The sequence below is a fragment of the Escherichia sp. XD33 genome, assembly GCF_019375075.1.
Lineage (GTDB): Bacteria > Pseudomonadota > Gammaproteobacteria > Enterobacterales > Enterobacteriaceae > Enterobacter > Enterobacter flexneri_A.
The window spans coordinates 47,205-74,159 of the sequence record NZ_JAENDM010000004.1 but is presented as its reverse complement, the minus strand read 5'-3'; the positions used below and the strand labels follow the sequence as shown (position 1 = coordinate 74,159).

Annotated in this window: 20 protein-coding genes and 2 pseudogenes; 17 read left to right on the top strand and 5 right to left on the bottom strand. The window is 50.9% G+C overall.

Annotated features, from left to right (window positions below):
* Window positions 1-217 precede the first annotated feature (217 nt).
* From fruB to K0778_RS04190, 6 genes are all read left to right on the top strand, one after another.
* On the top strand, window positions 218-1,348 hold the full coding sequence (gene fruB / locus K0778_RS04215; protein ID WP_000487232.1) for a fused PTS fructose transporter subunit IIA/HPr protein: 1,131 nt from the start codon (window positions 218-220) through the stop codon (window positions 1,346-1,348).
* Entirely contained in the window at window positions 1,348-2,286 is a 939-nt protein-coding gene (fruK, locus tag K0778_RS04210; protein WP_000091263.1) for a 1-phosphofructokinase, read from the top strand. Before fruB ends, fruK begins: the two co-directional genes overlap by 1 nt.
* Before the next feature lie 16 nt (window positions 2,287-2,302).
* Window positions 2,303-3,994, top strand: a complete 1,692-nt coding sequence (gene fruA / locus K0778_RS04205) for a PTS fructose transporter subunit IIBC (protein ID WP_000854467.1) — start codon at window positions 2,303-2,305, stop codon at window positions 3,992-3,994.
* 423 nt (window positions 3,995-4,417) lie between these two features.
* The gene (locus K0778_RS04200; RefSeq protein WP_001208147.1) at window positions 4,418-5,359 is read left to right on the top strand and encodes a pseudouridine kinase; all 942 of its coding nucleotides are present in this window, start codon (window positions 4,418-4,420) and stop codon (window positions 5,357-5,359) included.
* Window positions 5,347-6,285: a pseudouridine-5'-phosphate glycosidase gene (gene psuG / locus K0778_RS04195; protein ID WP_000040208.1), complete on the top strand. Its 939-nt coding sequence runs from the start codon at window positions 5,347-5,349 to the stop codon at window positions 6,283-6,285. The genes K0778_RS04200 and psuG overlap by 13 nt, the downstream gene beginning before the upstream one ends.
* 93 nt (window positions 6,286-6,378) lie before the next feature.
* Complete coding sequence (locus tag K0778_RS04190) at window positions 6,379-7,629, top strand: NupC/NupG family nucleoside CNT transporter (protein WP_000353878.1); 1,251 nt, start codon at window positions 6,379-6,381, stop codon at window positions 7,627-7,629.
* Between the two features lie 70 nt (window positions 7,630-7,699).
* On the opposite strand, the gene K0778_RS04185 is transcribed toward K0778_RS04190, so the two are convergent.
* On the bottom strand, window positions 7,700-8,398 hold the full coding sequence (locus K0778_RS04185) for a transcriptional regulator YeiL (RefSeq protein WP_000658583.1): 699 nt from the start codon (window positions 8,396-8,398) through the stop codon (window positions 7,700-7,702).
* A 129-nt stretch (window positions 8,399-8,527) separates the two neighbouring features.
* Between K0778_RS04185 and rihB the strand changes: the two genes are divergently transcribed.
* Together rihB and K0778_RS04175 are read left to right on the top strand one after the other, a co-directional pair.
* On the top strand, window positions 8,528-9,469 hold the full coding sequence (gene rihB, locus K0778_RS04180) for a ribosylpyrimidine nucleosidase (protein WP_000415446.1): 942 nt from the start codon (window positions 8,528-8,530) through the stop codon (window positions 9,467-9,469).
* Between the two features lie 99 nt (window positions 9,470-9,568).
* Window positions 9,569-10,818 (top strand): annotated as a pseudogene (locus K0778_RS04175) (NupC/NupG family nucleoside CNT transporter).
* Between the two features lie 55 nt (window positions 10,819-10,873).
* On the opposite strand, the gene K0778_RS04170 reads toward K0778_RS04175, so the two are convergent.
* The 3 genes from K0778_RS04170 to K0778_RS04160 form a co-directional block, all read right to left on the bottom strand.
* A complete protein-coding gene (locus tag K0778_RS04170) occupies window positions 10,874-11,962 on the bottom strand; it encodes a sugar kinase (RefSeq protein WP_001064980.1) in 1,089 nt (362 codons plus the stop codon).
* A gap of 2 nt (window positions 11,963-11,964) precedes the next feature.
* Entirely contained in the window at window positions 11,965-12,822 is an 858-nt protein-coding gene (gene nfo / locus K0778_RS04165) for a deoxyribonuclease IV (RefSeq protein WP_000873890.1), read from the bottom strand.
* Window positions 12,823-12,895: 73 nt separating this feature from the next.
* On the bottom strand, window positions 12,896-13,945 hold the full coding sequence (locus K0778_RS04160) for a YeiH family protein (protein WP_000182053.1): 1,050 nt from the start codon (window positions 13,943-13,945) through the stop codon (window positions 12,896-12,898).
* A 98-nt stretch (window positions 13,946-14,043) separates the two neighbouring features.
* Here K0778_RS04160 and yieE point away from each other — a divergent pair, with 98 nt between their 5' ends.
* The 3 genes and pseudogenes from yieE (at window position 14,044) to cirA (ending at window position 18,884) form a co-directional block, all read left to right on the top strand.
* Window positions 14,044-14,925: a DNA-binding transcriptional regulator YeiE gene (gene yieE / locus K0778_RS04155; RefSeq protein WP_000548294.1), complete on the top strand. Its 882-nt coding sequence runs from the start codon at window positions 14,044-14,046 to the stop codon at window positions 14,923-14,925.
* Between the two features lie 204 nt (window positions 14,926-15,129).
* Window positions 15,130-16,599 carry a lysine-specific permease gene (gene lysP, locus K0778_RS04150; protein WP_000253273.1) on the top strand — a complete coding sequence of 490 codons (1,470 nt, stop codon included), beginning with the start codon at window positions 15,130-15,132 and terminating at the stop codon, window positions 16,597-16,599.
* 293 nt (window positions 16,600-16,892) lie between these two features.
* Window positions 16,893-18,884 (top strand): annotated as a pseudogene (cirA, locus tag K0778_RS04145) (catecholate siderophore receptor CirA).
* A 31-nt stretch (window positions 18,885-18,915) separates the two neighbouring features.
* On the opposite strand, the gene yeiG reads toward cirA, so the two are convergent.
* On the bottom strand, window positions 18,916-19,752 hold the full coding sequence (gene yeiG, locus K0778_RS04140; RefSeq protein ID WP_000425438.1) for an S-formylglutathione hydrolase: 837 nt from the start codon (window positions 19,750-19,752) through the stop codon (window positions 18,916-18,918).
* A gap of 257 nt (window positions 19,753-20,009) precedes the next feature.
* On the opposite strand from yeiG, the gene folE reads away from it, so the two are divergent.
* The 6 genes from folE (at window position 20,010) to mglC (ending at window position 26,919) form a co-directional block, all read left to right on the top strand.
* Entirely contained in the window at window positions 20,010-20,678 is a 669-nt protein-coding gene (gene folE / locus K0778_RS04135) for a GTP cyclohydrolase I FolE (protein WP_001139613.1), read from the top strand.
* A 16-nt stretch (window positions 20,679-20,694) separates the two neighbouring features.
* Window positions 20,695-21,852, top strand: a complete 1,158-nt coding sequence (gene yeiB, locus K0778_RS04130; protein WP_000440919.1) for a DUF418 domain-containing protein YeiB — start codon at window positions 20,695-20,697, stop codon at window positions 21,850-21,852.
* 141 nt (window positions 21,853-21,993) lie between these two features.
* A complete protein-coding gene (gene galS, locus K0778_RS04125; protein WP_000628659.1) occupies window positions 21,994-23,034 on the top strand; it encodes an HTH-type transcriptional regulator GalS in 1,041 nt (346 codons plus the stop codon).
* Between the two features lie 279 nt (window positions 23,035-23,313).
* Entirely contained in the window at window positions 23,314-24,312 is a 999-nt protein-coding gene (gene mglB, locus K0778_RS04120; RefSeq protein WP_001036964.1) for a galactose/glucose ABC transporter substrate-binding protein MglB, read from the top strand.
* Window positions 24,313-24,372: 60 nt separating this feature from the next.
* Entirely contained in the window at window positions 24,373-25,893 is a 1,521-nt protein-coding gene (mglA, locus tag K0778_RS04115; protein WP_000255039.1) for a galactose/methyl galactoside ABC transporter ATP-binding protein MglA, read from the top strand.
* Between the two features lie 15 nt (window positions 25,894-25,908).
* Window positions 25,909-26,919, top strand: coding sequence for a galactose/methyl galactoside ABC transporter permease MglC (gene mglC, locus K0778_RS04110; protein ID WP_001275118.1), 1,011 nt, complete (start codon window positions 25,909-25,911; stop codon window positions 26,917-26,919).
* Window positions 26,920-26,955 lie beyond the last annotated feature (36 nt).

The following is a 26,955-nucleotide window of genomic DNA, read 5'->3' as shown; positions in this document are numbered from 1 at the left end:
AAGGGATTTTTCCATCAGCAATTAGGAAAAATGGCAAAAAATTGTGCAGCACATCAAACTTTTGCTCATAACTTTACGGCTTTCCTTGCGTGCTGAAACAGAAGTATTATGCTTTCTTGAAACGTTTCAGCGCGATCTTGTCTTTAACCCTAAGCCAGGTTGGCGCTTTTTTTCTCATAGAGGCTGAATCGTTTCAATTCAGCAAGAGAGGAGAACTATGTTCCAGTTATCCGTACAGGACATCCATCCGGGCGAAAAGGCCGGAGACAAAGAAGAGGCGATTCGCCAGGTCGCTGCGGCGCTGGTGCATGCCGGTAATGTAGCAGAAGGCTACGTCAATGGCATGCTGGCGCGCGAGCAGCAAACCTCAACGTTCCTCGGCAATGGTATTGCTATTCCACACGGCACCACCGACACCCGCGATCAGGTGCTGAAAACGGGCGTTCAGGTATTTCAGTTCCCGGAAGGCGTCACCTGGGGTGACGGTCAGGTAGCGTACGTGGCGATCGGTATTGCTGCCAGCTCGGATGAACATCTGGGCCTGCTACGCCAGCTGACCCACGTACTGAGCGATGATTCCGTTGCTGAACAACTGAAGTCAGCAACAACAGCAGAAGAACTTCGCGCATTGCTGATGGGCGAAAAGCAGAGTGAGCAGCTGAAGCTCGACAACGAAATGCTGACGCTGGATATCGTCGCCAGCGATCTGCTGACTCTTCAGGCGCTGAACGCTGCGCGTCTGAAAGAGGCGGGGGCAGTTGACGCCACTTTCGTCACCAAAGCCATCAATGAACAACCGCTGAACCTCGGACAGGGTATCTGGCTGAGCGATAGCGCCGAAGGCAATCTGCGTAGCGCGATTGCGGTAAGCCGTGCGGCAAATGCTTTTGATGTGGACGGCGAAACGGCAGCCATGCTGGTGAGTGTGGCGATGAATGACGATCAGCCCCTCGCGGTTCTTAAGCGTCTCGCTGATTTGTTGCTCGACAATAAAGCTGACCGCTTGCTGAAAGCGGATGCGGCAACGTTGCTGGCGCTGCTGACCAGCGATGATGCGCCGACCGACGACGTGTTAAGCGCGGAGTTTGTGGTGCGCAATGAACACGGCCTGCATGCTCGTCCAGGTACCATGCTGGTCAATACCATTAAACAATTTAACAGTGATATTACCGTGACAAACCTTGATGGCACCGGCAAACCGGCAAACGGACGTAGTCTGATGAAAGTTGTGGCACTTGGCGTTAAGAAAGGTCATCGCCTACGCTTTACCGCCCAGGGTGCAGATGCTGAACAGGCGCTGAAAGCAATCGGCGACGCTATCGCTGCTGGTCTTGGGGAGGGCGCATAATGAGCAGACGTGTTGCTACTATCACCCTTAATCCGGCTTATGACCTTGTTGGTTTCTGCCCGGAAATTGAACGCGGCGAAGTGAACCTGGTGAAAACCACCGGTCTGCATGCGGCGGGTAAAGGCATCAACGTGGCCAAAGTATTAAAAGACCTGGGAATTGATGTCACCGTTGGCGGCTTCCTCGGTAAAGACAATCAGGATGGTTTTCAGCAACTGTTCAGCGAGCTGGGCATTGCCAACCGTTTCCAGGTTGTACAGGGGCGCACTCGAATTAACGTTAAGCTGACGGAAAAAGACGGCGAAGTGACCGACTTCAACTTCTCGGGTTTTGAAGTCACCCCCGCCGACTGGGAACGCTTTGTGACTGATTCTCTGAGCTGGCTCGGTCAGTTCGATATGGTCTGTGTCAGCGGAAGCTTACCGTCAGGCGTCAGCCCGGAAGCGTTCACCGACTGGATGACTCGCCTGCGTAGTCAGTGTCCTTGCATTATCTTTGATAGTAGCCGTGAAGCGTTAGTAGCAGGTTTGAAAGCGGCACCGTGGCTGGTGAAACCTAACCGCCGCGAGCTGGAAATCTGGGCAGGCCGTAAACTGCCTGAAATGAAAGATGTGATTGAAGCTGCGCATGCGCTGCGTGAACAAGGTATCGCGCATGTTGTTATTTCACTGGGTGCCGAAGGCGCGCTTTGGGTTAATGCCTCCGGCGAATGGATCGCCAAACCACCGTCAGTCGATGTCGTAAGCACCGTTGGCGCAGGGGATTCTATGGTTGGTGGCCTGATTTATGGCTTGCTGATGCGTGAATCCAGTGAACACACACTGCGTCTGGCGACAGCTGTTGCAGCCCTGGCGGTAAGTCAAAGCAATGTGGGTATTACCGATCGTCCGCAGTTGGCCGCAATGATGGCGCGCGTCGACTTACAACCTTTTAACTGACAGCAGGAGAGGCATAATGAAAACGCTGCTGATTATTGACGCTAATCTCGGTCAGGCACGCGCCTATATGGCGAAGACCCTGCTGGGCGCGGCGGCGCGAAAAGCAAAACTGGAAATCATCGACAATCCGAACGACGCTGAAATGGCGATTGTTCTCGGTGATTCCATCCCGAATGACAGCGCGCTGAACGGTAAAAATGTCTGGCTGGGTGATATTTCCCGGGCAGTTGCGCACCCTGAGCTGTTCCTGAGTGAAGCCAAAGGCCATGCGAAACCTTACACTGCGCCGGTCACTGCGACAGCACCGGTTGCCGCCAGCGGTCCGAAACGCGTAGTTGCGGTGACTGCTTGCCCGACTGGCGTAGCACACACCTTTATGGCGGCTGAAGCCATTGAAACCGAAGCGAAAAAACGTGGCTGGTGGGTGAAAGTTGAAACCCGTGGTTCTGTTGGCGCGGGTAATGCAATCACTCCCGAGGAAGTAGCCGCAGCGGATCTGGTGATTGTGGCGGCAGATATCGAAGTGGATCTGGCGAAATTTGCTGGTAAACCGATGTATCGTACCTCTACCGGTCTGGCGCTGAAGAAAACCGCTCAGGAACTGGATAAAGCGGTTGCTGAAGCAACGCCGTATGAACCGGCGGGCAAAGCTCAAACGGCGACCACTGAAGGTAAGAAAGAGAGTGCAGGCGCTTATCGTCACTTGCTAACGGGCGTCTCTTACATGCTGCCGATGGTCGTTGCTGGTGGTCTGTGTATCGCGCTTTCTTTTGCTTTTGGTATCGAAGCGTTTAAAGAGCCGGGTACGTTGGCAGCGGCGCTGATGCAGATTGGTGGTGGTTCAGCCTTTGCGCTGATGGTGCCGGTACTGGCAGGTTATATTGCCTTTTCCATTGCCGATCGTCCGGGCCTCACGCCGGGTCTGATTGGCGGTATGCTGGCGGTCAGCACCGGTTCTGGCTTCATTGGCGGTATTATTGCGGGCTTCCTGGCTGGTTACATTGCGAAGTTAATCAGTACGCAACTGAAACTGCCACAGAGTATGGAGGCGCTGAAACCAATCCTGATCATTCCGCTAATTTCCAGTCTGGTGGTCGGTCTGGCGATGATCTACCTGATCGGTAAACCGGTTGCTGGCATTCTCGAAGGGCTGACTCACTGGCTGCAGACCATGGGGACTGCGAATGCGGTTCTGCTGGGGGCGATCCTCGGTGGCATGATGTGTACTGACATGGGCGGTCCGGTAAACAAAGCAGCGTACGCATTCGGTGTGGGTCTGCTGAGTACTCAAACCTATGGCCCGATGGCGGCGATTATGGCGGCAGGTATGGTGCCACCGCTGGCAATGGGTCTGGCAACAATGGTGGCGCGTCGCAAATTCGACAAAGCGCAGCAGGAAGGTGGCAAAGCCGCTCTGGTATTGGGACTGTGCTTCATTTCGGAAGGTGCAATTCCGTTTGCTGCTCGTGATCCGATGCGTGTGCTGCCGTGCTGTATCGTGGGTGGTGCGCTGACTGGCGCAATCTCAATGGCGATTGGTGCGAAACTGATGGCACCACACGGTGGTCTGTTTGTTCTGCTGATCCCTGGCGCTATTACGCCGGTACTGGGTTACCTGGTAGCAATTATTGCCGGTACGCTGGTGGCGGGTTTGGCCTATGCCTTCCTGAAACGTCCGGAAGTGGACGCAGTAGCGAAAGCAGCGTAATAAAAGGTGTGTTACAGGGCAGAAATTTCCTGCCCTGTATCATTGGATGAGCGCAAAGGGAATGACCAGCTTGTGAATGTAATTTTATGAATTTAAATGGTTTTATCTTTCAGTAGAAACTTGAAACGTTCATCAAACACTAAGGTTATTTCCTCAAGGGCAGATTATTTTCTGCCCTTTTTTATTGTTCCTGTTCTGTGCATCCCGTCACAAATTCCTCGCTTTTGTAATTCAGGCATTTAATCGCATTTTGTGAGCCTGCTCAAATCTGCCCATTTAGCCTCTCTGGCGGTAATTTACTTTACGTAAAACATGCATACTATGAGCACATGTTTAAATATGAACACATGTTTAAACCGTCTTTGCAGTATCTATATTCTTGTGGATTGACAGGGTTGGTAATTTTTTACCAGAGGACGTGCTATGCGCGAAAAGGATTATGTCGTAATTATAGGTTCGGCGAATATTGATGTCGCCGGATATTCACATGAATCATTAAATTATGCGGATTCAAATCCAGGTAAAATAAAATTTACGCCTGGTGGAGTAGGGCGCAATATTGCACAAAACCTGGCGTTGCTGGGTAACAAAGCCTGGCTACTGAGCGCAGTAGGCAGTGATTTTTATGGTCAATCGCTGCTAACGCAAACCAATCAATCTGGCGTTTATGTCGATAAATGCCTGATTGTGCCGGGAGAAAATACGTCTAGTTATTTATCATTACTCGATAATACCGGTGAAATGCTGGTTGCTATAAATGACATGAATATTAGCAACGCTATTACAGCTGAATATCTCGCACAGCACCGTGAATTTATTCAGAGGGCAAAGGTCATTGTTGCGGACTGTAATATCAGTGAAGAGGCACTGGCATGGATTCTGGATAATGTCGCCAACGTACCCGTATTTGTCGATCCGGTTTCCGCATGGAAATGTGTCAAAGTGCGCGACCGTCTAAATCAGATCCACACTCTGAAGCCAAACCGCCTTGAAGCGGAAACCCTGAGTGGGATTGCGCTGTCAGGGCGTGACGATGTGGCAAAAGTTGCTGCCTGGTTCCATCAACATGGCCTGAACCGACTGGTATTGAGCATGGGCGGCGACGGCGTTTATTACAGCGATATCAGAGGTGAAAATGGCTGGTCTGCGCCGATCAAAACCAATGTTATTAATGTTACCGGAGCGGGCGATGCCATGATGGCGGGACTTGCTTCGTGTTGGGTAGACGGAATGCCGTTTGCCGAATCTGTTCGTTTCGCACAGGGATGTTCGTCAATGGCGCTCTCCTGTGAATACACCAATAACCCCGATTTATCGATTGCCAACGTTATATCGTTAGTGGAGAACGCAGAATGTCTAAATTAAAAATTTCCCCTGAATTATTACAAATTTCCCCGGAAGTGCAGGAAGCTTTAAAAAACAAAAAACCGGTTGTGGCGCTGGAATCGACCATTATTTCTCACGGGATGCCGTTCCCACAAAATGCCCAGACCGCAATTGAAGTAGAAGAAACTATTCGTAAACAGGGCGCAGTACCTGCCACTATCGCCATTATTGGCGGCGTGATGAAAGTGGGTTTAAGTAAAGAAGAAATTGAATTACTGGGTCGTGAAGGGCATAACGTGACCAAAGTTAGTCGTCGCGATTTACCTTTTGTTGTTGCCGCCGGAAAAAATGGCGCAACCACTGTGGCTTCAACGATGATTATTGCGGCGCTTGCCGGAATTAAAGTATTTGCCACCGGGGGAATTGGTGGTGTGCATCGCGGGGCGGAACATACCTTCGATATTTCTGCCGATTTGCAAGAACTGGCAAATACTAATGTCACCGTTGTTTGTGCCGGGGCGAAATCTATTCTCGATTTAGGATTAACCACTGAGTATTTAGAAACCTTCGGTGTGCCGTTAATTGGCTATCAGACTAAAGCGCTGCCTGCGTTTTTCTGCCGTACCAGCTCGTTTGACGTCAGCATTCGTCTCGACAGCGCCAGTGAAATTGCCCGTGCAATGGCGGTGAAATGGCAAAGCGGGCTGAACGGTGGCCTCGTGGTAGCGAACCCGATCCCGGAACAGTTTGCGATGCCGGAGGAATCTATCAATGCAGCCATAGATCAAGCCGTCGCCGAAGCCGAAGAGCAGGGCGTTATTGGTAAAGAAAGTACACCGTTCCTGCTGGCGCGCGTTGCTGAACTGACCGGCGGTGACAGCCTGAAATCCAATATCCAGCTGGTGTTCAACAACGCCATTCTGGCGAGTGAAATTGCCAAAGAATACCAGCGTCTCGCGGGTTAATTTCTGACGGGCAGAAAGCCGTCGCCCGTACTCATCAAACATACCAAAACCTGGCGCTGACGCCGGGTTTACTGGCATGAAGGGAAAATCATTATGGACATAATGAGAAGTGTTGTGGGGATGGTGGTGTTACTGGCAATAGCATTTCTGTTGTCAGTGAATAAAAAGAGCATCAGTTTGCGTACGGTTGGAGCCGCACTGCTGCTGCAAATCGCTATTGGTGGCATCATGCTCTACTTCCCACCGGGAAAATGGGCAGTAGAACAGGCGGCATTAGGCGTTCATAAAGTGATGTCTTACAGTGATGCCGGTAGCGCCTTCATTTTTGGTTCGCTGGTTGGGCCGAAAATGGATGTCCTGTTTGACGGTGCGGGTTTTATCTTCGCCTTTCGCGTACTTCCGGCGATTATTTTCGTTACTGCGCTCATCAGTCTGCTGTACTACATTGGCGTGATGGGGCTGCTGATTCGCATCCTTGGCAGCATTTTCCAGAAAGCTCTTAACATCAGCAAAATCGAATCTTTTGTCGCAGTCACAACTATTTTCCTCGGGCAAAATGAGATCCCGGCGATCGTTAAACCGTTTATCGATCGCATGAATCGCAACGAGTTGTTTACCGCAATTTGTAGCGGGATGGCGTCCATTGCTGGTTCGATGATGATTGGTTATGCCGGAATGGGCGTACCAATTGACTACCTGTTAGCGGCATCGCTGATGGCGATCCCAGGTGGTATTTTGTTTGCACGTATTCTTAGCCCGGCCACCGAGCCTTCGCAGGTCACATTTGAAAATCTGTCGTTCAGCGAAACGCCGCCAAAAAGCTTTATCGAAGCGGCGGCGAGCGGTGCGATGACTGGGCTGAAAATCGCCGCTGGTGTAGCGACGGTGGTAATGGCGTTTGTCGCAATTATTGCGCTGATCAACGGCATTATCGGCGGAATTGGTGGCTGGTTTGGTTTCGCCAATGCCTCTCTGGAAAGTATTTTTGGCTATGTGCTGGCACCGCTGGCGTGGATCATGGGTGTGGACTGGAGTGATGCCAATCTTGCGGGTAGCCTGATTGGGCAGAAACTGGCGATTAACGAATTCGTCGCTTACCTGAGTTTCTCCCCATACCTGCAAACGGGCGGCACGCTGGAAGTGAAAACCATTGCGATTATCTCCTTTGCGCTTTGTGGTTTTGCTAACTTTGGTTCTATCGGTGTTGTCGTTGGCGCATTTTCGGCTATTTCGCCAAAACGTGCTCCAGAAATCGCCCAGCTTGGTTTACGGGCGCTGGCAGCAGCAACGCTTTCCAACCTGATGAGTGCGACTATTGCCGGGTTCTTTATTGGTCTGGCGTAATGCTCGATTTGTAGACCGGATAAAACGTATTAAGCGTTGCATCCGGCAATCGCGCTATTGCAAATAATTTTTACTGCATCATCCCGGAGAATTTATTCTCCGGGTCCATCTCCAGCGCCAGTCCTGACAACTGCTTTCTGTTTTTAATGAGATACCCTTTCTTGCTTTTAGTTAATAAACCGTCGTGAATGAATTGCGCGAGAACATATAAAAGATGTCGATAAGAAACGCCTAAATACTCTGCCGCTTGCGTATGCTTTTCGTGATAAAGATCACCTTCCTGCGAGAGTAATATAAAAGCTGCCAGGCGATTAACTAACGGAAATGATTGATTCTGAGTTAAAGAAACAATATTACGATAATTTTTATGACTTAAGGTGACGCAGAGTTTTCGTAAAAATAGCGTGTCGTTTAATAACAGCGGGCGGTAATGTTTCATAGAGAGCGCAAGGCACCAACACTCTTCAATAGCCTGCACCGCACGCGGTTCATGGTCTTTGTCGATTAACTCAATCTCACCAATAAAACAGGGGGCGGCAAAGAAATCGATCAGCGACACGCGACCATTAGCAAGCGTGGCGTAAAGCCTGGCGCGGCCTCGCGTCAGATAAAACAGCCAGGACGGCTGTTGCCCTTCCTGCACAATGTAGTCACGCGCTAAAAAATGAAACAGCCGCGTATCGGCTGAAACATCCGTTAAAAAGCAATCCTTAAACGCGGATTCACTCATCAATTGCTGCTTAAGATCATTATTGTGGATTTCTTTCACGATGTTTATCCGCTATGAGATTTCTCATATTTAGCATACGTACGCGGTTGGTAAGATTCAATCATCGGCCCGGTCGAATTTTCTTTGCTGTAGAAAAAATAACGCAACTGGAAACAGAGGAAATAAACAATGGAAAAGAGAAAAATTATTCTGGATTGTGATCCGGGTCATGATGATGCTATTGCAATGATGATGGCAGCGAAACATCCGGCAATAGATTTATTAGGCATCACTATTGTAGCGGGTAATCAGACGCTTGATAAAACATTAATTAATGGCCTGAATGTTTGCCAGAAACTGGAGATTAATGTTCCGGTTTATGCGGGGATGCCGCAACCCATTATGCGTAAACAAATCGTTGCCGATAATATTCACGGTGAAACCGGACTGGATGGCCCGGTATTCGAGCCGCTGACCCGCCAGGCAGAAAGTACCCACGCGGTGAAATACATCATTGATACCCTGATGGCAAGCGATGGCGATATCACTCTGGTGCCGGTTGGTCCGCTTTCAAATATCGCGGTGGCAATGCGTATGCAACCCGCGATCCTGCCCAAAATCCGTGAAATTGTGCTAATGGGCGGCGCTTACGGTACAGGCAACTTCACGCCATCTGCCGAGTTCAACATCTTTGCTGATCCGGAAGCAGCCCGCGTGGTGTTCACCTCCGGCGTTCCATTAGTGATGATGGGCCTCGATCTCACCAACCAGACCGTTTGCACCCCGGACGTGATTGCACGGATGGAAAGGGCAGGCGGCCCTGCCGGAGAGCTGTTCAGCGACATCATGAACTTCACTCTCAAAACGCAGTTCGAAAACTACGGCCTGGCTGGCGGCCCGGTGCACGACGCCACCTGCATCGGTTATCTGATTAACCCTGATGGCATTAAAACCCAGGAGATGTACGTCGAAGTGGACGTCAACAGTGGCCCTTGCTATGGGCGTACCGTCTGCGACGAGCTGGGCGTTCTTGGCAAGCCCGCTAATACCAAAGTCGGCATCACTATTGATACCGACTGGTTCTGGGGCTTAGTCGAAGAGTGCGTGCGCGGCTACATCAAAACCCATTAAGTGTTGATAACAAGCCGGGTCAGTATCGCAAGATCCAAGCCCGGCTATTTCTGATGGGCAGAAAGCCGTCGCCCAATATGACATGAAGAGATAATAACTATGGATGTCATGAGAAGTGTTCTGGGAATGGTGGTATTGCTGACGATTGCGTTTTTGCTGTCAGTAAACAAGAAGAAGATCAGCCTGCGTACCGTTGGCGCGGCGTTAGTGTTACAGGTCGTGATTGGCGGGATTATGCTTTGGTTACCGCCAGGGCGTTGGGTCGCTGAAAAAGTCGCTTTTGGCGTGCATAAAGTGATGGCGTACAGCGACGCGGGTAGCGCATTTATCTTCGGTTCGCTGGTCGGGCCGAAAATGGACACGCTGTTTGATGGCGCAGGATTTATCTTTGGTTTCAGGGTATTACCGGCAATTATCTTCGTCACTGCACTGGTGAGTATTCTCTACTACATCGGTGTGATGGGGATTTTAATTCGCATTCTCGGCGGTATATTCCAGAAAGCATTAAATATCAGCAAGATTGAGTCATTCGTCGCGGTCACCACCATTTTCCTCGGGCAAAACGAAATTCCGGCGATCGTCAAACCCTTTATCGATCGTCTGAATCGCAATGAATTATTTACAGCGATTTGTAGTGGCATGGCCTCGATTGCTGGTTCGACAATGATTGGTTACGCCGCCCTGGGCGTACCTGTGGAATATTTGCTGGCGGCATCGTTAATGGCGATCCCAGGCGGGATCTTGTTTGCCCGCCTGTTAAGCCCGGCTACGGAATCTTCGCAGGTTTCCTTTAATAACCTCTCTTTCACCGAAACACCGCCAAAAAGCATTATTGAAGCCGCTGCGACAGGGGCAATGACCGGGCTGAAAATCGCCGCCGGTGTAGCGACAGTTGTTATGGCATTTGTCGCCATCATTGCGTTAATTAATGGTATTATCGGCGGCGTTGGCGGCTGGTTTGGTTTTGCACATGCCTCGCTGGAGTCCATTTTAGGTTACCTGTTGGCCCCATTGGCGTGGGTGATGGGGGTTGACTGGAGTGATGCAAATCTTGCCGGGAGTTTGATTGGGCAGAAGCTGGCGATCAATGAATTTGTCGCTTATCTCAATTTCTCGCCATATCTGCAAACGGGTGGCACTCTGGATGCTAAAACCGTGGCGATTATTTCTTTCGCGTTGTGCGGTTTCGCTAACTTTGGTTCTATCGGGTGGTGGTGGGGGCGTTTTCTGCGGTTGCGCCACACCGTGCGCCGGAAATCGCCCAACTTGGTTTACGCGCGCTGGCGGCGGCGACACTTTCTAACCTGATGAGTGCTACTATTGCAGGATTCTTTATTGGTTTAGCGTAGTGCGCAATTTATGAGCCGGATAAGATGCGGTCAAGCGTCGAATCCGGCAACATTGTTACACCATTGGCACTAATGAAAGCGCGTTATCGGCAGACAGGGTAGGGTTGTTTAAGCTGCCGCTGGCGCGCGAAATTGCCGCGCAGGCTACCGCAAAACGGGCGCTGTCGCGGAAACTGTATCCTTCAAGAAAGCTATATACCAGGCCCGCCATAAAACCATCGTCAGCACCAAAACTGTCTACTGTCGTATGCGCTGGCGCGGTCAGCAAAAATTGTTCTCCATCCTTTTCGCTGCAATAAACTGACTCATCGGGCAAATAAACAAACAGTTGCTGAACACCTTGCTGATGCAATGCATTCACTGCGGCATTACGGTCAGCATCGCTGGTGATCGCCTGTCCCCATAAAATTTCCAGCTCCGGTAAAGTGGGTTTCAGGGTGTGAATATGCGCCAGCCAGTGTTTGATTTTGCCCGCTTTGAATTCTGAAACGGTATCGACAAACACCGGGATTTCATCAGCGAGGGTAAAGACCCATTCCAGCGCCTCGGCTGTCAGGTTGCAATCAGCCAGTACCACGCCCGCATGACGAAGTAAATCGCGCGACCCGTTCAGTAGTTGCGGTGTCAACTGTTCCAGCAGATGGGTATCGTTAATCGCCAGCACGGTTTGATCGTCTCGATTGGCAATTGCCAGATACGTCGATGTGCTTTGACCATGCAAACGAACGCAGCCGGAGACATTCACGCCGGCACGGCGCGTTTCTTCCAGGATCATTTCGCCATAAAAGTCATCGCCAATCACTGAAAGCAAATGGACGTCACGGCCTAACAGCGCCAGATTGTGGGCGATGTTGCGTCCCACGCCGCCCGCCGAGCAATGAATTGTACCGGGATGAGAAGCCGCTTGCGGGTAACGGATATCCGCCATCCCGCGAATATCCATATTGATTGTCCCCACCACTACGCAGTATTCCTGCTCGGTGAGAATGTAACCTTTGCCTTTAATCCGCCCTTTGCGCATTAAATCCATAATATGCGCCGCAACGCGCGAACGACTGATTTGCAGCATGTCCGCAATTTCGTTCTGCTGAATCAGCGGGTTACGCCGTAAAATTGCAAGGATCTCCTTTTCCCGGTTATTCATCTTCAGGCTACCGCTTTTTCAGTTTGTTGCGCTTTCAGCCAGGCGATCTCTTCTGCCCAGATATCCGGGTTGATGGTTTCAAGGATCAGCGGAATGCCGTCGAAACGGTCGTCCTGCATGATCCAGCGGAACGCATCATGACCGATATTGCCTTCACCGAGGCTATGATGGCGGTCAACGCGGCTGCCAAAGGTGCTTTTCGCATCGTTAAGGTGCATCCCGCGCAGATACTTAAAGCCAACAATACGGGCAAAATCCGCGAACGTTTTCTCGCATTCGGCTGGAGTACGCAAATCATACCCGGCAGCGAAAGCATGGCAGGTATCAATGCAGACGCCGACACGGGATTTATCTTCCACGCCGTCGATAATCGCCGCGAGATGTTCGAATTTAAACCCTAAGTTACTGCCCTGACCGGCGGTGTTTTCAATCACCGCTGTTACACCTTGAGTTTTATCCAGCGCAATGTTGATGGATTCGGCAATACGCGCAAGGCAATCCTCTTCTGAAATCTGCATCAGATGGCTGCCAGGGTGGAAGTTGAGCAAAGAAAGCCCCAGTTGTTCGCAACGCTGCATTTCATCTATAAAGGCATCGCGCGATTTTTCCAGAGCTTCAGTGACCGGATGTCCGAGGTTAATCAGATAGCTGTCGTGGGGAAGAATTTGCGCCGATGTGTAGTGATATTTTTCACAGGCCGCTTTGAATTCATCGATGGTTTGCGTCGTGAGCGGTGCGGCACGCCACTGACGTTGGTTTTTGGTGAACAAGGCAAACGCGGTTGCGTCGATTTCGGCGGCGCGAATTGCGGCATTTGCCAGACCGCCAGCAGCACTAACGTGCGCTCCAATGTATTTCATGCGAGGACTCCTGTTAAACCCGCTGGAGGAAAACGGTAATGATAGCGGGTTAACAGGAGCAAGATGTAGTGGTTTATGCGATGACGCTTTGAATCACATAGTTAATCGCACCACCACCAACAATCAGCCAGGCAAACAGTACCAGTGCCATCAGCAGAGGTTTCGCCCCGGCTTTTTTCAGCGCGCTGACGTGAGTGGTCAGACCCAGCGCCGCCATCGCCATTGCCAGCAGGAAGGTATCCAGCGTTACCAGCATGTTCACCACGCTCTGCGGTAACAGGTGGAACGAGTTAAAGATGGCAACGACGATGAACAAGATGGCAAACCACGGAATAGTGATTTTGCTTTTCTCGCCGCTGTTCGCCCCAGACAGCTGTTTAACACGCGCCGCCAGCAGGATGAGGAACGGAGCCAGCATCATCACGCGCAGCATTTTGGAAATAACTGCTGCGTTTTCCGCATCCGGGCTGATAGCATGACCTGCCGCCACCACCTGCGCCACTTCGTGCACAGTAGAACCAATGTAGATACCGAAAGTTTCCGGACTAAACCATTGAGACATCAGCGGATATATCGCCGGGTAGAGGAAAATCGCGACGGTCCCGAAGATAACAACGGTTGCAACAGCCACGGTTACTTTACTGGCTTCCGCTTTCACTACCGGCTCAGTCGCCAGTACCGCGGCAGCACCACAGATACTGCTACCGGCACCGATCAACCAGCTGGTGTGCTTATCCAGACCAAACACTTTCTGCCCCAGGAAGCAAGCCAGCAGGAAGGTACTGGACAGCGTCAACACGTCAATGATGATCCCACTGATACCGACATCGGCAATTTGCGAGAACGTCAGACGGAAGCCATAAAGAATGATACCCAGACGTAATAAATATTGCTTGGCAAACAGCACACCACCGTCACAGCTTTTCCAGATGTGCGGATAGATGGTGTTGCCTAAAACCATCCCCAACAAGATTGCGAGGGTGAGGGCACTAAACCCGGCACCCGCAACCGCGGGAATGGAACCACCCCACAGGGCGACCCCGGTGATAACTGCACTCAGGGCTAACCCCGGAATAAAATGCCACAGTGTACGATGTTGTTTCTGTAAGGTGATATTCGTCATAACCCTCTCCTTTAACCGGGCATAAGGTTACGACTAACTGGTTTAAAAATAAAATTGATTATATATTTATAATTAATCTTTATAAGTGGTAAGCGACTATGCACATCACCCTCCGGCAGTTGGAAGTTTTTGCAGAAGTATTGAAAAGTGGATCAACCACCCAGGCGTCGGTGATGCTGGCGTTGTCGCAATCAGCAGTGAGCGCAGCCTTGACCGACCTGGAAGGGCAGCTTGGCGTGCAACTGTTTGATCGCGTGGGGAAAAGACTGGTTGTTAATGAACACGGGCGGCTGCTCTATCCGCGTGCGTTGGCATTGCTTGAACAGGCGGTTGAAATCGAACAACTGTTTCGCGAAGACAACGGCGCGATTCGTATCTATGCCAGTAGTACCATCGGTAACTACATTCTGCCTGCAGTTATCGCCCGTTATCGCCATGATTATCCGCAGTTGCCGATTGAACTTAGCGTTGGGAATAGCCAGGACGTGATGCAAGCGGTGCTGGATTTCCGCGTTGATATTGGCTTTATTGAAGGACCGTGCCACAGCACTGAAATCATTTCTGAACCGTGGCTGGAAGACGAGCTGGTGGTTTTCGCCGCGCCGACTTCGCCGTTGGCCCGTGGTCCGGTCACCTTAGAACAGCTGGCCGCTGCGCCGTGGATCCTGCGTGAACGCGGTTCCGGCACGCGGGAGATTGTCGATTATCTGTTGCTGTCACATTTACCGAAGTTTGAGATGGCGATGGAATTAGGTAACTCCGAGGCAATCAAACATGCGGTGCGTCATGGGTTGGGAATTAGTTGCCTGTCGCGACGTGTGATTGAAGATCAATTGCAGGCAGGCACATTAAGTGAAGTTGCGGTCCCTCTGCCGCGCCTGATGCGTACGTTGTGGCGTATACATCATCGGCAAAAACACCTTTCCAACGCGCTACGGCGCTTTCTGGACTATTGCGATCCCGCAAATGTGCCGCGTTAAGTTGCTGTACAAGAACATGCTGGTGCTGTGTCGATTTCGTGACGCAGCGCCTTCAGCATGCATTCGCCAGAAAAGAGATTGGCTGCTTTACTTATAATCCCTGGGCGATCATGAAGGTGTCTTATAACCGTGTATTTCTGCCGGAAGGATTGCCAATCGTCTGCTACAATCGCGCCTCATTTTTAAGATGGATAGCATTTTTGTATGGTTTCCGAAACTAAAACCACAGAAGCGCCGGGCTTACGCCGTGAATTAAAGGCGCGTCACCTGACGATGATTGCCATTGGCGGTTCCATCGGTACAGGTCTTTTTGTTGCCTCTGGCGCAACGATTTCTCAGGCAGGTCCGGGCGGGGCATTGCTCTCGTATATGCTGATTGGCCTGATGGTTTACTTCCTGATGACCAGTCTCGGTGAACTGGCTGCATATATGCCGGTTTCCGGTTCGTTTGCCACTTACGGTCAGAACTATGTTGAAGAAGGCTTTGGCTTCGCGCTGGGCTGGAACTACTGGTACAACTGGGCGGTGACTATCGCCGTTGACCTGGTTGCAGCTCAGCTGGTCATGAGCTGGTGGTTCCCGGATACACCGGGCTGGATCTGGAGTGCGTTGTTCCTCGGCGTTATCTTCCTGCTGAACTACATCTCAGTTCGTGGCTTTGGTGAAGCGGAATACTGGTTCTCACTGATCAAAGTCACGACAGTTATTGTCTTTATCATCGTTGGCGTGCTGATGATTATCGGTATCTTCAAAGGCGCGCAGCCTGCGGGCTGGAGCAACTGGACAATCGGCGAAGCGCCGTTTGCTGGTGGTTTTGCGGCGATGATCGGCGTAGCTATGATTGTCGGCTTCTCTTTCCAGGGAACCGAGCTGATCGGTATTGCTGCAGGCGAGTCCGAAGATCCGGCGAAAAACATTCCACGCGCGGTACGTCAGGTGTTCTGGCGAATCCTGTTGTTCTATGTGTTCGCGATCCTGATTATCAGCCTGATTATTCCGTACACCGATCCGAGCCTGCTGCGTAACGATGTTAAAGACATCAGCGTTAGTCCGTTCACCCTGGTGTTCCAGCACGCGGGTCTGCTCTCTGCGGCGGCGGTGATGAACGCAGTTATTCTGACGGCGGTGCTGTCAGCGGGTAACTCCGGTATGTATGCGTCTACTCGTATGCTGTACACCCTGGCGTGTGACGGTAAAGCGCCGCGCATTTTCGCTAAACTGTCGCGTGGTGGCGTGCCGCGTAATGCGCTGTATGCGACGACGGTGATTGCCGGTCTGTGCTTCCTGACCTCCATGTTTGGCAACCAGACGGTATACCTGTGGCTGCTGAACACCTCCGGGATGACGGGTTTTATCGCCTGGCTGGGGATTGCCATTAGCCACTATCGCTTCCGTCGCGGTTACGTATTGCAGGGACACGACATTAACGATCTGCCGTACCGTTCAGGTTTCTTCCCACTGGGGCCGATCTTCGCATTCATTCTGTGTCTGATTATCACTTTGGGCCAGAACTACGAAGCGTTCCTGAAAGATACTATTGACTGGGGCGGCGTAGCGGCAACGTATATTGGTATCCCGCTGTTCCTGATTATTTGGTTCGGCTACAAGCTGATTAAAGGAACTCACTTCGTACGCTACAGCGAAATGAAGTTCCCGCAGAACGATAAGAAATAAGTTTCCTCCCTTCCTTGCTAAGCCCTCTCAACCGAGAGGGCTTTTTCAATTCCATTTCCCTGACAAATCATGCGGATATAAAATTTAACATTTGGATTGATAATTGTTATCGTTTGCATTATCGTTACGCCGCAATCAAAAAAGGCTGACAAATCAGAGGCTGTTCCGGCTTTCTGGGATGATCACCTGCATAAAAAATAAGTCCACCGCGATGCTGCCGTACGCAAGGGGACGTGAAGAAGATGTGAGCGATAACCCATTTTATTTTCGTAGTTACCTCATGGAGATATGGAATGTTTAGGTTGAACCCTTTCGTACGGGTCGGGCTGTGTTTGTCCGCTATTTCTTGTGCATGGCCTGTGTTAGCGGTCGATGATGATGGCGAAACGATGGTTGTCACTGCATCTTCCGTGGAACAAAATCTTAAAGATGCACCTGCCAGTATCAGCGTCATTACCCAGGAAGACCTGCAGCGAAAACCGGTACAGAATCTGAAGGATGTCCTCAAAGAAGTGCCTGGCGTACAACTGACGAACGAAGGGGATAACCGTAAGGGCGTTAGTATTCGTGGTCTGGACAGCAGCTATACCCTGATTCTCGTCGACGGTAAACGCGTGAACTCCCGCAATGCCGTCTTCCGCCACAATGATTTCGATCTGAACTGGATCCCGGTCGATTCCATCGAACGTATTGAAGTGGTCCGTGGCCCGATGTCGTCGCTGTACGGTTCCGATGCGCTCGGCGGTGTAGTGAATATCATCACCAAAAAAATCGGTCAGAAATGGTCGGGTACCGTTACCGTCGATACCACCATTCAGGAACATCGCGATCGCGGTGACACCTATAACGGTCAGTTCTTTACCAGTGGACCATTAATTGATGGTGTGCTGGGAATGAAAGCTTACGGCAGCCTGGCAAAACGTGAAAAGGATGACCCGCAAAACTCAACGACCACCGATACCGGAGAAACGCCGCGTATTGAAGGATTCTCCAGCCGCGACGGCAATGTCGAATTTGCCTGGACACCGAATCAAAATCACGATTTTACTGCCGGATACGGTTTCGACCGTCAGGATCGTGATTCCGACTCGCTGGACAAAAACCGCCTGGAACGCCAGAACTACTCCGTCAGCCATAATGGGCGTTGGGATTACGGCACCAGCGAACTGAAATACTACGGTGAGAAAGTCGAGAACAAAAACCCTGGCAACAGCAGCCCGATAACTTCCGAAAGCAATACGGTCGACGGCAAATACACGTTGCCGCTGACGGCGATTAATCAGTTTCTCACGGTTGGCGGTGAATGGCGTCACGACAAACTTAGCGATGCGGTGAACCTGACCGGGGGAACCAGCTCCAAAACGTCTGCCAGCCAGTACGCGCTGTTTGTGGAAGATGAATGGCGGATCTTCGAGCCGCTGGCGCTGACGACCGGCGTGCGTATGGACGATCACTAAACCTACGGTGAACACTGGAGTCCGCGTGCCTACCTGGTTTATAACGCCACCGACACCGTAACGGTGAAAGGGGGCTGGGCGACGGCATTTAAAGCACCTTCTCTGTTGCAACTTAGCCCTGACTGGACGAGCAATTCCTGCCGTGGCGCATGTAAGATTGTGGGTAGCCCGGATCTGAAACCAGAAACCAGCGAAAGTTGGGAGCTGGGGCTTTACTACATGGGTGAAGAAGGCTGGCTGGAAGGGGTTGAATCCAGCGTTACCGTTTTCCGTAACGATGTGAAAGATCGTATCAGCATCAGCCGTACGTCTGACGTCAACGCTGCACCGGGCTACCAAAACTTTGTTGGTTTTGAGACGGGCGCTAACGGACGGCGCATACCGGTATTTAGCTACTACAACGTTAACAAAGCTCGTATTCAGGGCGTGGAAACCGAACTGAAAATTCCGTTCAACGATGAATGGAAACTGTCGATCAACTACACCTACAACGATGGTCGTGATGTCAGCAACGGCGAAAACAAACCGCTATCCGATCTGCCGTTCCATACTGCTAACGGTACGCTGGACTGGAAACCGCTGGCGCTGGAAGACTGGTCATTCTATGTTTCTGGGCACTATACCGGGCAGAAACGCGCCGACAGCGCGACGGCTAAAACACCGGGCGGTTATACCATCTGGAATACCGGCGCGGCCTGGCAGGTGACTAAAGACGTCAAACTGCGCGCAGGCGTGCTGAACCTTGGCGACAAGGATCTCAGTCGTGACGACTACAGCTATAACGAAGACGGACGTCGTTACTTTATGGCAGTGGATTATCGCTTCTGATGAGAAGATGCCCGGCGAACCGGGCGGACTTTCACTTCAGTAAATACTGCGCATGGAAGCGCAGGTGATCCTCTATAAAAGAGGCGATGAAGTAGTAACTGTGATCATATCCCGGCTGAATACGCAGCGTCATCGGCCACGCTTTCTGGCGCGCGGCTTCTGCCAGTACCGCAGGTTGCAACTGGTCGGCAAGAAACTGATCATTATCGCCCTGATCGATAAGCGTCGGGATCGCATCCTGCGCGTTACTGGCATACATCAGTGCGCAACTGTCCCATTCCAGCCATGCATTTTTGTCCTCACCTAAATAGCTGCTAAACGCTTTGATTCCCCACGGGACGCTGCACGGATTCACAATTGGCGCAAAGGCCGAAACGCTGGTGTATTTACCCGGATTTTTCAGCGCCATAATCAGCGCACCGTGACCACCCATTGAGTGACCGCTAATGGCGCAGCGGTCGCTGACATTAAATTGCGACTGAACCAGCGCCGGTAATTCATCGCGCAGATAATCATACATCCGGTAATGCGTCGCCCACGGCGGTTGCGTGGCATTAAGATAAAAGCCTGCGCCCTGGCCTAAATCGTAGCCATCGTCGTTGGCAACCTTTTCGCCGCGCGGGCTGGTGTCTGGCATCACCAGTACAATCCCCAGTTCCGCCGCTACCCGCTGGGCACCCGCCTTGGTGGTGAAGTTCTCGTCATTGCAGGTTAATCCGGAAAGCCAGTACAGCACTGGTGGCGGAGTGTGATCACGAGGTGGAGGGAGAAAGATACTGAACGTCATCGGGCAGTTTAAGGTACTGGAGTCGTGTCGCCAGCGTTGCTGCCAGCCTTCAAAACAGCGGTGCTCTTCGAGCATTTCCATGCGTGGCTCCTTGTTGTGTTGTTTGCAATTTCTTCATCATACCGTTTATTCAATGTGCTGTGAGTAACTTTCACTTCCGTATTTGCATAACGATGTTTTAACATCTGCTGATGAAAGGCAGCGGCAATTACAATAATTATCGCTGTGAATACTGGATTATGTGCGCCGCCTCACGCACAATAATCAGGCTGTAAATCAGCTTAATAACTTTGCCCCCACGCAGGGCGGAGGCGTCACACCTGCAGGAGAAATCATAAATGCCATCACTCAGTAAAGAAGCGGCCCTGGTTCATGAAGCGTTAGTTGCGCGAGGACTGGAAACACCGCTGCGCCCGCCCGTGCATGAAATGGATAACGAAACGCGCAAAAGCCTTATTGCTGGTCATATGACCGAAATCATGCAGCTGCTGAATCTCGACCTGGCTGATGACAGTTTGATGGAAACGCCGCATCGCATCGCTAAAATGTATGTCGATGAAATTTTCTCCGGTCTGGATTACGCCAACTTCCCGAAAATCACCCTCATTGAAAACAAAATGAAGGTCGATGAAATGGTCACCGTGCGCGATATCACTCTGACCAGTACCTGTGAACACCATTTTGTTACCATCGATGGCAAAGCGACGGTGGCTTATATCCCGAAAGATTCGGTGATCGGTCTGTCAAAAATTAACCGTATCGTGCAGTTCTTTGCCCAGCGTCCGCAGGTGCAGGAACGTCTGACGCAGCAAATTCTTATTGCGCTACAAACGCTGCTGGGCACCAATAACGTGGCTGTCTCGATCGACGCGGTGCATTACTGCGTGAAGGCGCGTGGCATCCGCGATGCAACCAGTGCCACGACAACGACCTCTCTTGGTGGATTGTTCAAATCCAGTCAGAATACGCGCCACGAGTTTCTGCGCGCTGTGCGTCATCACAACTGATTAAAAGGCAGGAACCATGGAGCGCAACGTCACGCTCGATTTTGTTCGCGGCGTCGCCATTCTGGGGATCCTGCTATTAAACATCAGCGCCTTTGGGCTACCAAAGGCGGCTTATCTTAATCCCGCCTGGTACGGCGCTATTACGCCGCAGGATGCATGGACCTGGGCATTTCTTGATCTCGTCGGCCAGGTGAAATTCCTCACGCTTTTTGCGCTGCTGTTTGGTGCGGGCCTGCAAATGTTGCTGCCCCGTGGCAGACGCTGGATCCAGTCGCGGTTAACGCTGTTAGTCTTGTTGGGCTTTATTCACGGTTTACTGTTCTGGGACGGCGATATTCTGCTGGCTTACGGGCTGGTGGGCTTAATCTGCTGGCGGCTGGTGCGCGATGCGCCATCGGTAAAAAGCCTGTTTAATACAGGCGTCATGCTTTATCTGGTGGGGCTTGGCGTTTTGCTGTTATTGGGGTTGATTTCCGATAGCCAGACCAGCCGCGCCTGGACGCCGGATGCATCGGCTATTTTGTATGAAAAATACTGGAAGCTTCACGGCGGCGTTGATGCGATCAGTAATCGTGCCGATGGTGTTGGCAACAGTTTACTGGCACTGGGCGCACAGTATGGCTGGCAACTGGCTGGGATGATGCTCATTGGTGCCGCATTGATGCGCAGTGGCTGGCTGAAAGGGCAGTTCAGCTTACGTCACTATCGTCGTACTGGTTTTGTGCTGGTGGCGATTGGGGTGATCATTAACCTTCCTGCCATCGCCCTGCAATGGCGGCTGGACTGGGCATATCGCTGGTGCGCCTTCTTACTTCAGATGCCGCGGGAACTGAGTGCGCCGTTTCAGGCGATAGGCTATGCGTCGCTGTTTTATGGTTTCTGGCCGCAATTGAGCCGCTTTAAGCTGGTGCTTGCGATCGCCTGCGTCGGACGGATGGCGCTGACCAACTATCTATTGCAAACGCTGATTTGTACCACGCTTTTTTACCACCTCGGTTTGTTTATGCATTTTGACCGCCTGGAGCTGCTGGCGTTTGTTATTCCGGTATGGCTGGCGAATATCCTCTTCTCTGTTATCTGGCTGCGTTTCTTCCGCCAGGGGCCGGTGGAATGGCTCTGGCGTCAGTTAACTTTGCGTGCTGCCGGACCGGCAATATCTAAAACATCAAGATAACGATCTGGATCACATTCGTTAACAAAACGGCTGTAACCGTTTCCATTGCTGTGACTCGATTCACGAAGTCCTGTATTCAGTGCTGACAAAATAGCCGCCAGCAAGCAGTCATTTACTGCAATCTCATAACAGGTAGTGAATATGATCACCATTCGTGATGTAGCGCGTCAGGCTGGCGTCTCTGTGGCAACGGTTTCCCGGGTGCTCAATAACAGCACGCTGGTCAGTGCCGACACGCGTGAAGCAGTAATGAAAGCCGTGAGTGAGCTGGATTATCGGCCAAACGCCAATGCCCAGGCGCTGGCAACTCAGGTTAGCGACACCATTGGCGTGGTGGTGATGGACGTTTCTGATGCGTTTTTCGGCGCGCTGGTAAAAGCGGTGGATCTAGTCGCTCAGCAGCATCAGAAATACGTGCTAATCGGCAATAGCTATCATGAAGCGGAAAAAGAGCGTCACGCCATTGAGGTGTTAATTCGCCAGCGTTGTAATGCGTTGATTGTTCACTCAAAAGCATTGAGTGACGATGAACTGGCGCAATTTATGGATAACATTCCCGGTATGGTGTTAATCAACCGCGTTGTGCCGGGGTACGCCCATCGTTGCGTTTGCCTGGATAATCTCAGCGGTGCCCGAATGGCGACGCGCATGTTGCTGAATAACGGTCATCAACGTATTGGTTATCTTTCTTCCAGTCACGGCATTGAAGATGACGCCATGCGTAAAGCAGGCTGGATGAGTGCGTTGAAAGAGCAGGATATTATTCCGCCGGAAAGCTGGATTGGCACTGGTACGCCGGACATGCCGGGCGGTGAGGCGGCGATGGTTGAACTGCTGGGGCGCAATCTACAACTTACCGCTGTATTTGCTTATAACGACAATATGGCCGCTGGCGCACTGACAGCATTAAAAGATAATGGCATTGCGATTCCGTTACATCTCTCAATCATCGGTTTCGATGATATTCCCATCGCCCGTTACACCGACCCGCAATTAACGACCGTGCGTTATCCCATTGCTTCAATGGCTAAATTAGCCACCGAACTGGCCTTGCAGGGGGCAGCAGGCAATATTGATCCTCGTGCCAGCCACTGTTTTATGCCGACGTTAGTGCGTCGCCATTCTGTCGCAACGCGCCAGAATGCGGCGGCGATCACTAACTCAACAAATCAGGCGATGTAACCGCTTTCAATCTGTGAGTGATTTCACAGTATCTTAACAATGTGATGGCTATGATTGCACCGTTTTAACGTTGTAACCCGTATGTAACAGTGAATAATCACTTTCACCGAGGTAATAGCGTCATAACAACAATTAAAGCCGTTTTCTGGAGCGTTACCGGGCATGGAAGAACGAATTTTAAAAAGTGAGCTTCGGCGTTCAGTAACACTTCATTAACTCTACTGCCCCGCCGAGCATTTATCTCAAGCACTATCCTGCATAAGAAAAACCGGAGATACCATGAATAAGAAGGTGTTAACCCTGTCTGCTGTGATGGCCAGCATGTTATTCGGTGCCGCTGCACACGCTGCTGATACTCGCATTGGTGTAACAATCTATAAGTACGACGATAACTTTATGTCTGTAGTGCGCAAGGCTATTGAGCAAGATGCGAAAGCCGCGCCAGATGTTCAGCTGCTGATGAATGATTCTCAGAATGACCAGTCCAAGCAGAACGATCAGATCGACGTATTGCTAGCGAAAGGGGTGAAGGCACTGGCAATCAACCTGGTTGACCCGGCAGCTGCGGGTACGGTGATTGAGAAAGCGCGTGGGCAAAACGTGCCGGTGGTTTTCTTCAACAAAGAACCGTCTCGTAAGGCGCTGGATAGCTACGACAAAGCCTACTACGTTGGCACTGATTCCAAAGAGTCCGGCATTATTCAGGGCGATTTGATTGCTAAACACTGGGCGGCGAATCAGGGTTGGGATCTGAACAAAGACGGTCAGATTCAATTCGTATTGCTGAAAGGTGAACCGGGCCATCCGGATGCAGAAGCACGTACCACTTACGTGATTAAAGAGCTGAACGACAAAGGCATTAAAACTGAACAGTTACAGTTAGATACCGCTATGTGGGATACCGCTCAGGCGAAAGATAAGATGGACGCCTGGCTGTCTGGCCCGAACGCCAACAAAATCGAAGTGGTTATCGCCAACAACGATGCGATGGCAATGGGCGCGGTAGAAGCACTGAAAGCACACAACAAGTCCAGCATTCCGGTGTTTGGCGTCGATGCGCTGCCAGAAGCGCTGGCGCTGGTGAAATCCGGTGCACTGGCGGGCACAGTACTGAACGATGCTAACAACCAGGCGAAAGCGACCTTTGATCTGGCGAAAAACCTGGCCGATGGCAAAGGTGCGGCTGATGGCACCAACTGGAAAATCGACAACAAAGTGGTCCGCGTACCTTATGTTGGCGTAGATAAAGACAACCTGGCTGAATTCAGCAAGAAATAAGACTGATTGGGCGCAGTCGTTTACTGCGCCCTTATTGTATGGCCAACAAGGTAAAATTATATGGTCAGCTCAACGACTCCGTCTTCCGGGGAATACTTGTTGGAAATGAGCGGTATCAACAAGTCTTTTCCTGGTGTTAAGGCACTTGATAACGTTAATTTAAAAGTCCGGCCACATTCTATCCATGCATTAATGGGGGAAAACGGCGCAGGAAAATCAACATTATTAAAATGCCTGTTTGGTATTTATCAAAAAGACTCCGGCACCATTTTATTCCAGGGTAAAGAGATCGATTTCCATTCTGCCAAAGAAGCACTGGAAAATGGTATTTCGATGGTACACCAGGAGTTAAACCTGGTATTACAACGTTCGGTGATGGATAACATGTGGCTGGGGCGATATCCCACCAAAGGCATGTTTGTCGATCAGGACAAAATGTACCGCGAAACCAAAGCGATTTTTGATGAACTGGATATTGATATCGATCCGCGTGCGCGCGTCGGCACATTATCCGTTTCGCAAATGCAGATGATCGAAATCGCCAAAGCGTTTTCCTATAACGCGAAAATTGTGATTATGGATGAACCGACTTCTTCGTTAACCGAAAAAGAGGTCAATCATCTGTTCACTATTATTCGTAAATTAAAAGAGCGCGGCTGCGGTATTGTTTATATCTCGCATAAAATGGAAGAAATCTTCCAGTTATGTGATGAAGTTACCGTATTGCGCGACGGTCAGTGGATCGCCACCGAACCGCTGGCAGGACTGACGATGGACAAGATCATCGCCATGATGGTTGGGCGTTCTCTTAATCAGCGTTTTCCTGACAAAGAAAACAAGCCGGGCGAAGTCATCCTCGAGGTGCGTAACCTGACGTCACTGCGCCAGCCGTCGATTCGCGATGTCTCGTTTGATCTGCATAAAGGGGAGATCCTCGGTATTGCCGGGCTGGTGGGGGCGAAACGTACCGATATTGTTGAGACGTTATTTGGTATTCGCGAGAAATCGGCTGGCACCATAACGTTGCACGGCAAACAGATCAATAACCATAATGCCAACGAAGCCATAAACCACGGATTTGCACTGGTAACTGAGGAGCGCCGCTCAACGGGAATTTATGCCTATCTGGATATTGGTTTTAACTCGTTAATTTCCAATATTCGCAACTACAAAAATAAAGTTGGTTTACTGGATAACTCGCGGATGAAAAGCGATACCCAGTGGGTGATTGATTCGATGCGGGTAAAAACGCCGGGTCATCGGACGCAAATTGGTTCGCTCTCCGGTGGTAATCAGCAAAAGGTGATTATTGGTCGCTGGCTACTAACGCAACCAGAAATATTAATGCTCGATGAACCGACGCGCGGTATTGATGTCGGGGCGAAGTTTGAAATTTATCAGTTAATTGCCGAACTGGCGAAGAAAGGCAAGGGGATTATTATTATCTCCTCTGAAATGCCTGAGTTGTTAGGGATAACAGACCGTATTCTGGTCATGAGCAATGGTCTCGTTTCCGGAATTGTCGACACAAAAACAACAACGCAAAACGAAATTCTGCGTCTTGCGTCTTTGCACCTTTAAGATTAGGGGCTTCCCATGAGTGCGTTAAATAAGAAAAGTTTTCTTACTTACCTGAAAGAGGGCGGTATTTACGTCGTTCTTTTAGTTTTGCTGGCGATTATTATTTTCCAGGACCCAACATTTTTAAGTCTGTTGAACTTAAGTAATATTCTCACCCAGTCATCGGTGCGTATTATTATCGCGCTCGGTGTGGCAGGGTTAATTGTCACCCAGGGGACCGATCTTTCTGCTGGTCGTCAGGTAGGGCTGGCGGCAGTGGTGGCTGCGACATTATTGCAGTCCATGGATAACGCCAACAAAGTGTTCCCGGAAATGGCGACGATGCCGATTGCGCTGGTTATTCTGATTGTCTGTGCCATTGGTGCGGTGATCGGTTTGATCAACGGTCTGATTATCGCTTATCTCAACGTGACGCCGTTCATTACCACGCTCGGCACGATGATCATCGTCTATGGCATCAACTCGCTCTATTACGACTTTGTCGGGGCGTCGCCAATTTCTGGTTTTGACAGTGGCTTCTCTACCTTTGCTCAGGGCTTTGTCGCGCTGGGGAGTTTCCGTCTCTCTTACATCACCTTCTACGCGTTGATTGCGGTGGCGTTCGTCTGGGTGTTGTGGAACAAAACCCGCTTCGGTAAGAACATTTTTGCCATTGGCGGTAACCCGGAAGCGGCAAAAGTATCTGGTGTCAACGTCGGCCTGAACCTGCTGATGATCTACGCGTTGTCTGGTGTGTTCTATGCCTTCGGCGGGATGTTAGAAGCCGGACGTATCGGCTCTGCCACCAACAACCTCGGCTTTATGTATGAGCTGGATGCTATCGCGGCGTGCGTGGTAGGCGGTGTATCGTTCAGCGGCGGTGTGGGGACGGTGATTGGCGTGGTGACCGGGGTAATTATTTTTACCGTCATCAACTATGGCCTGACGTATATCGGCGTAAACCCATACTGGCAGTACATCATCAAAGGGGCGATTATTATCTTCGCCGTAGCGCTGGATTCACTGAAATACGCGCGTAAGAAGTGATGTGATTGTGGATATTGCCGGATGCGCTGCATCCGG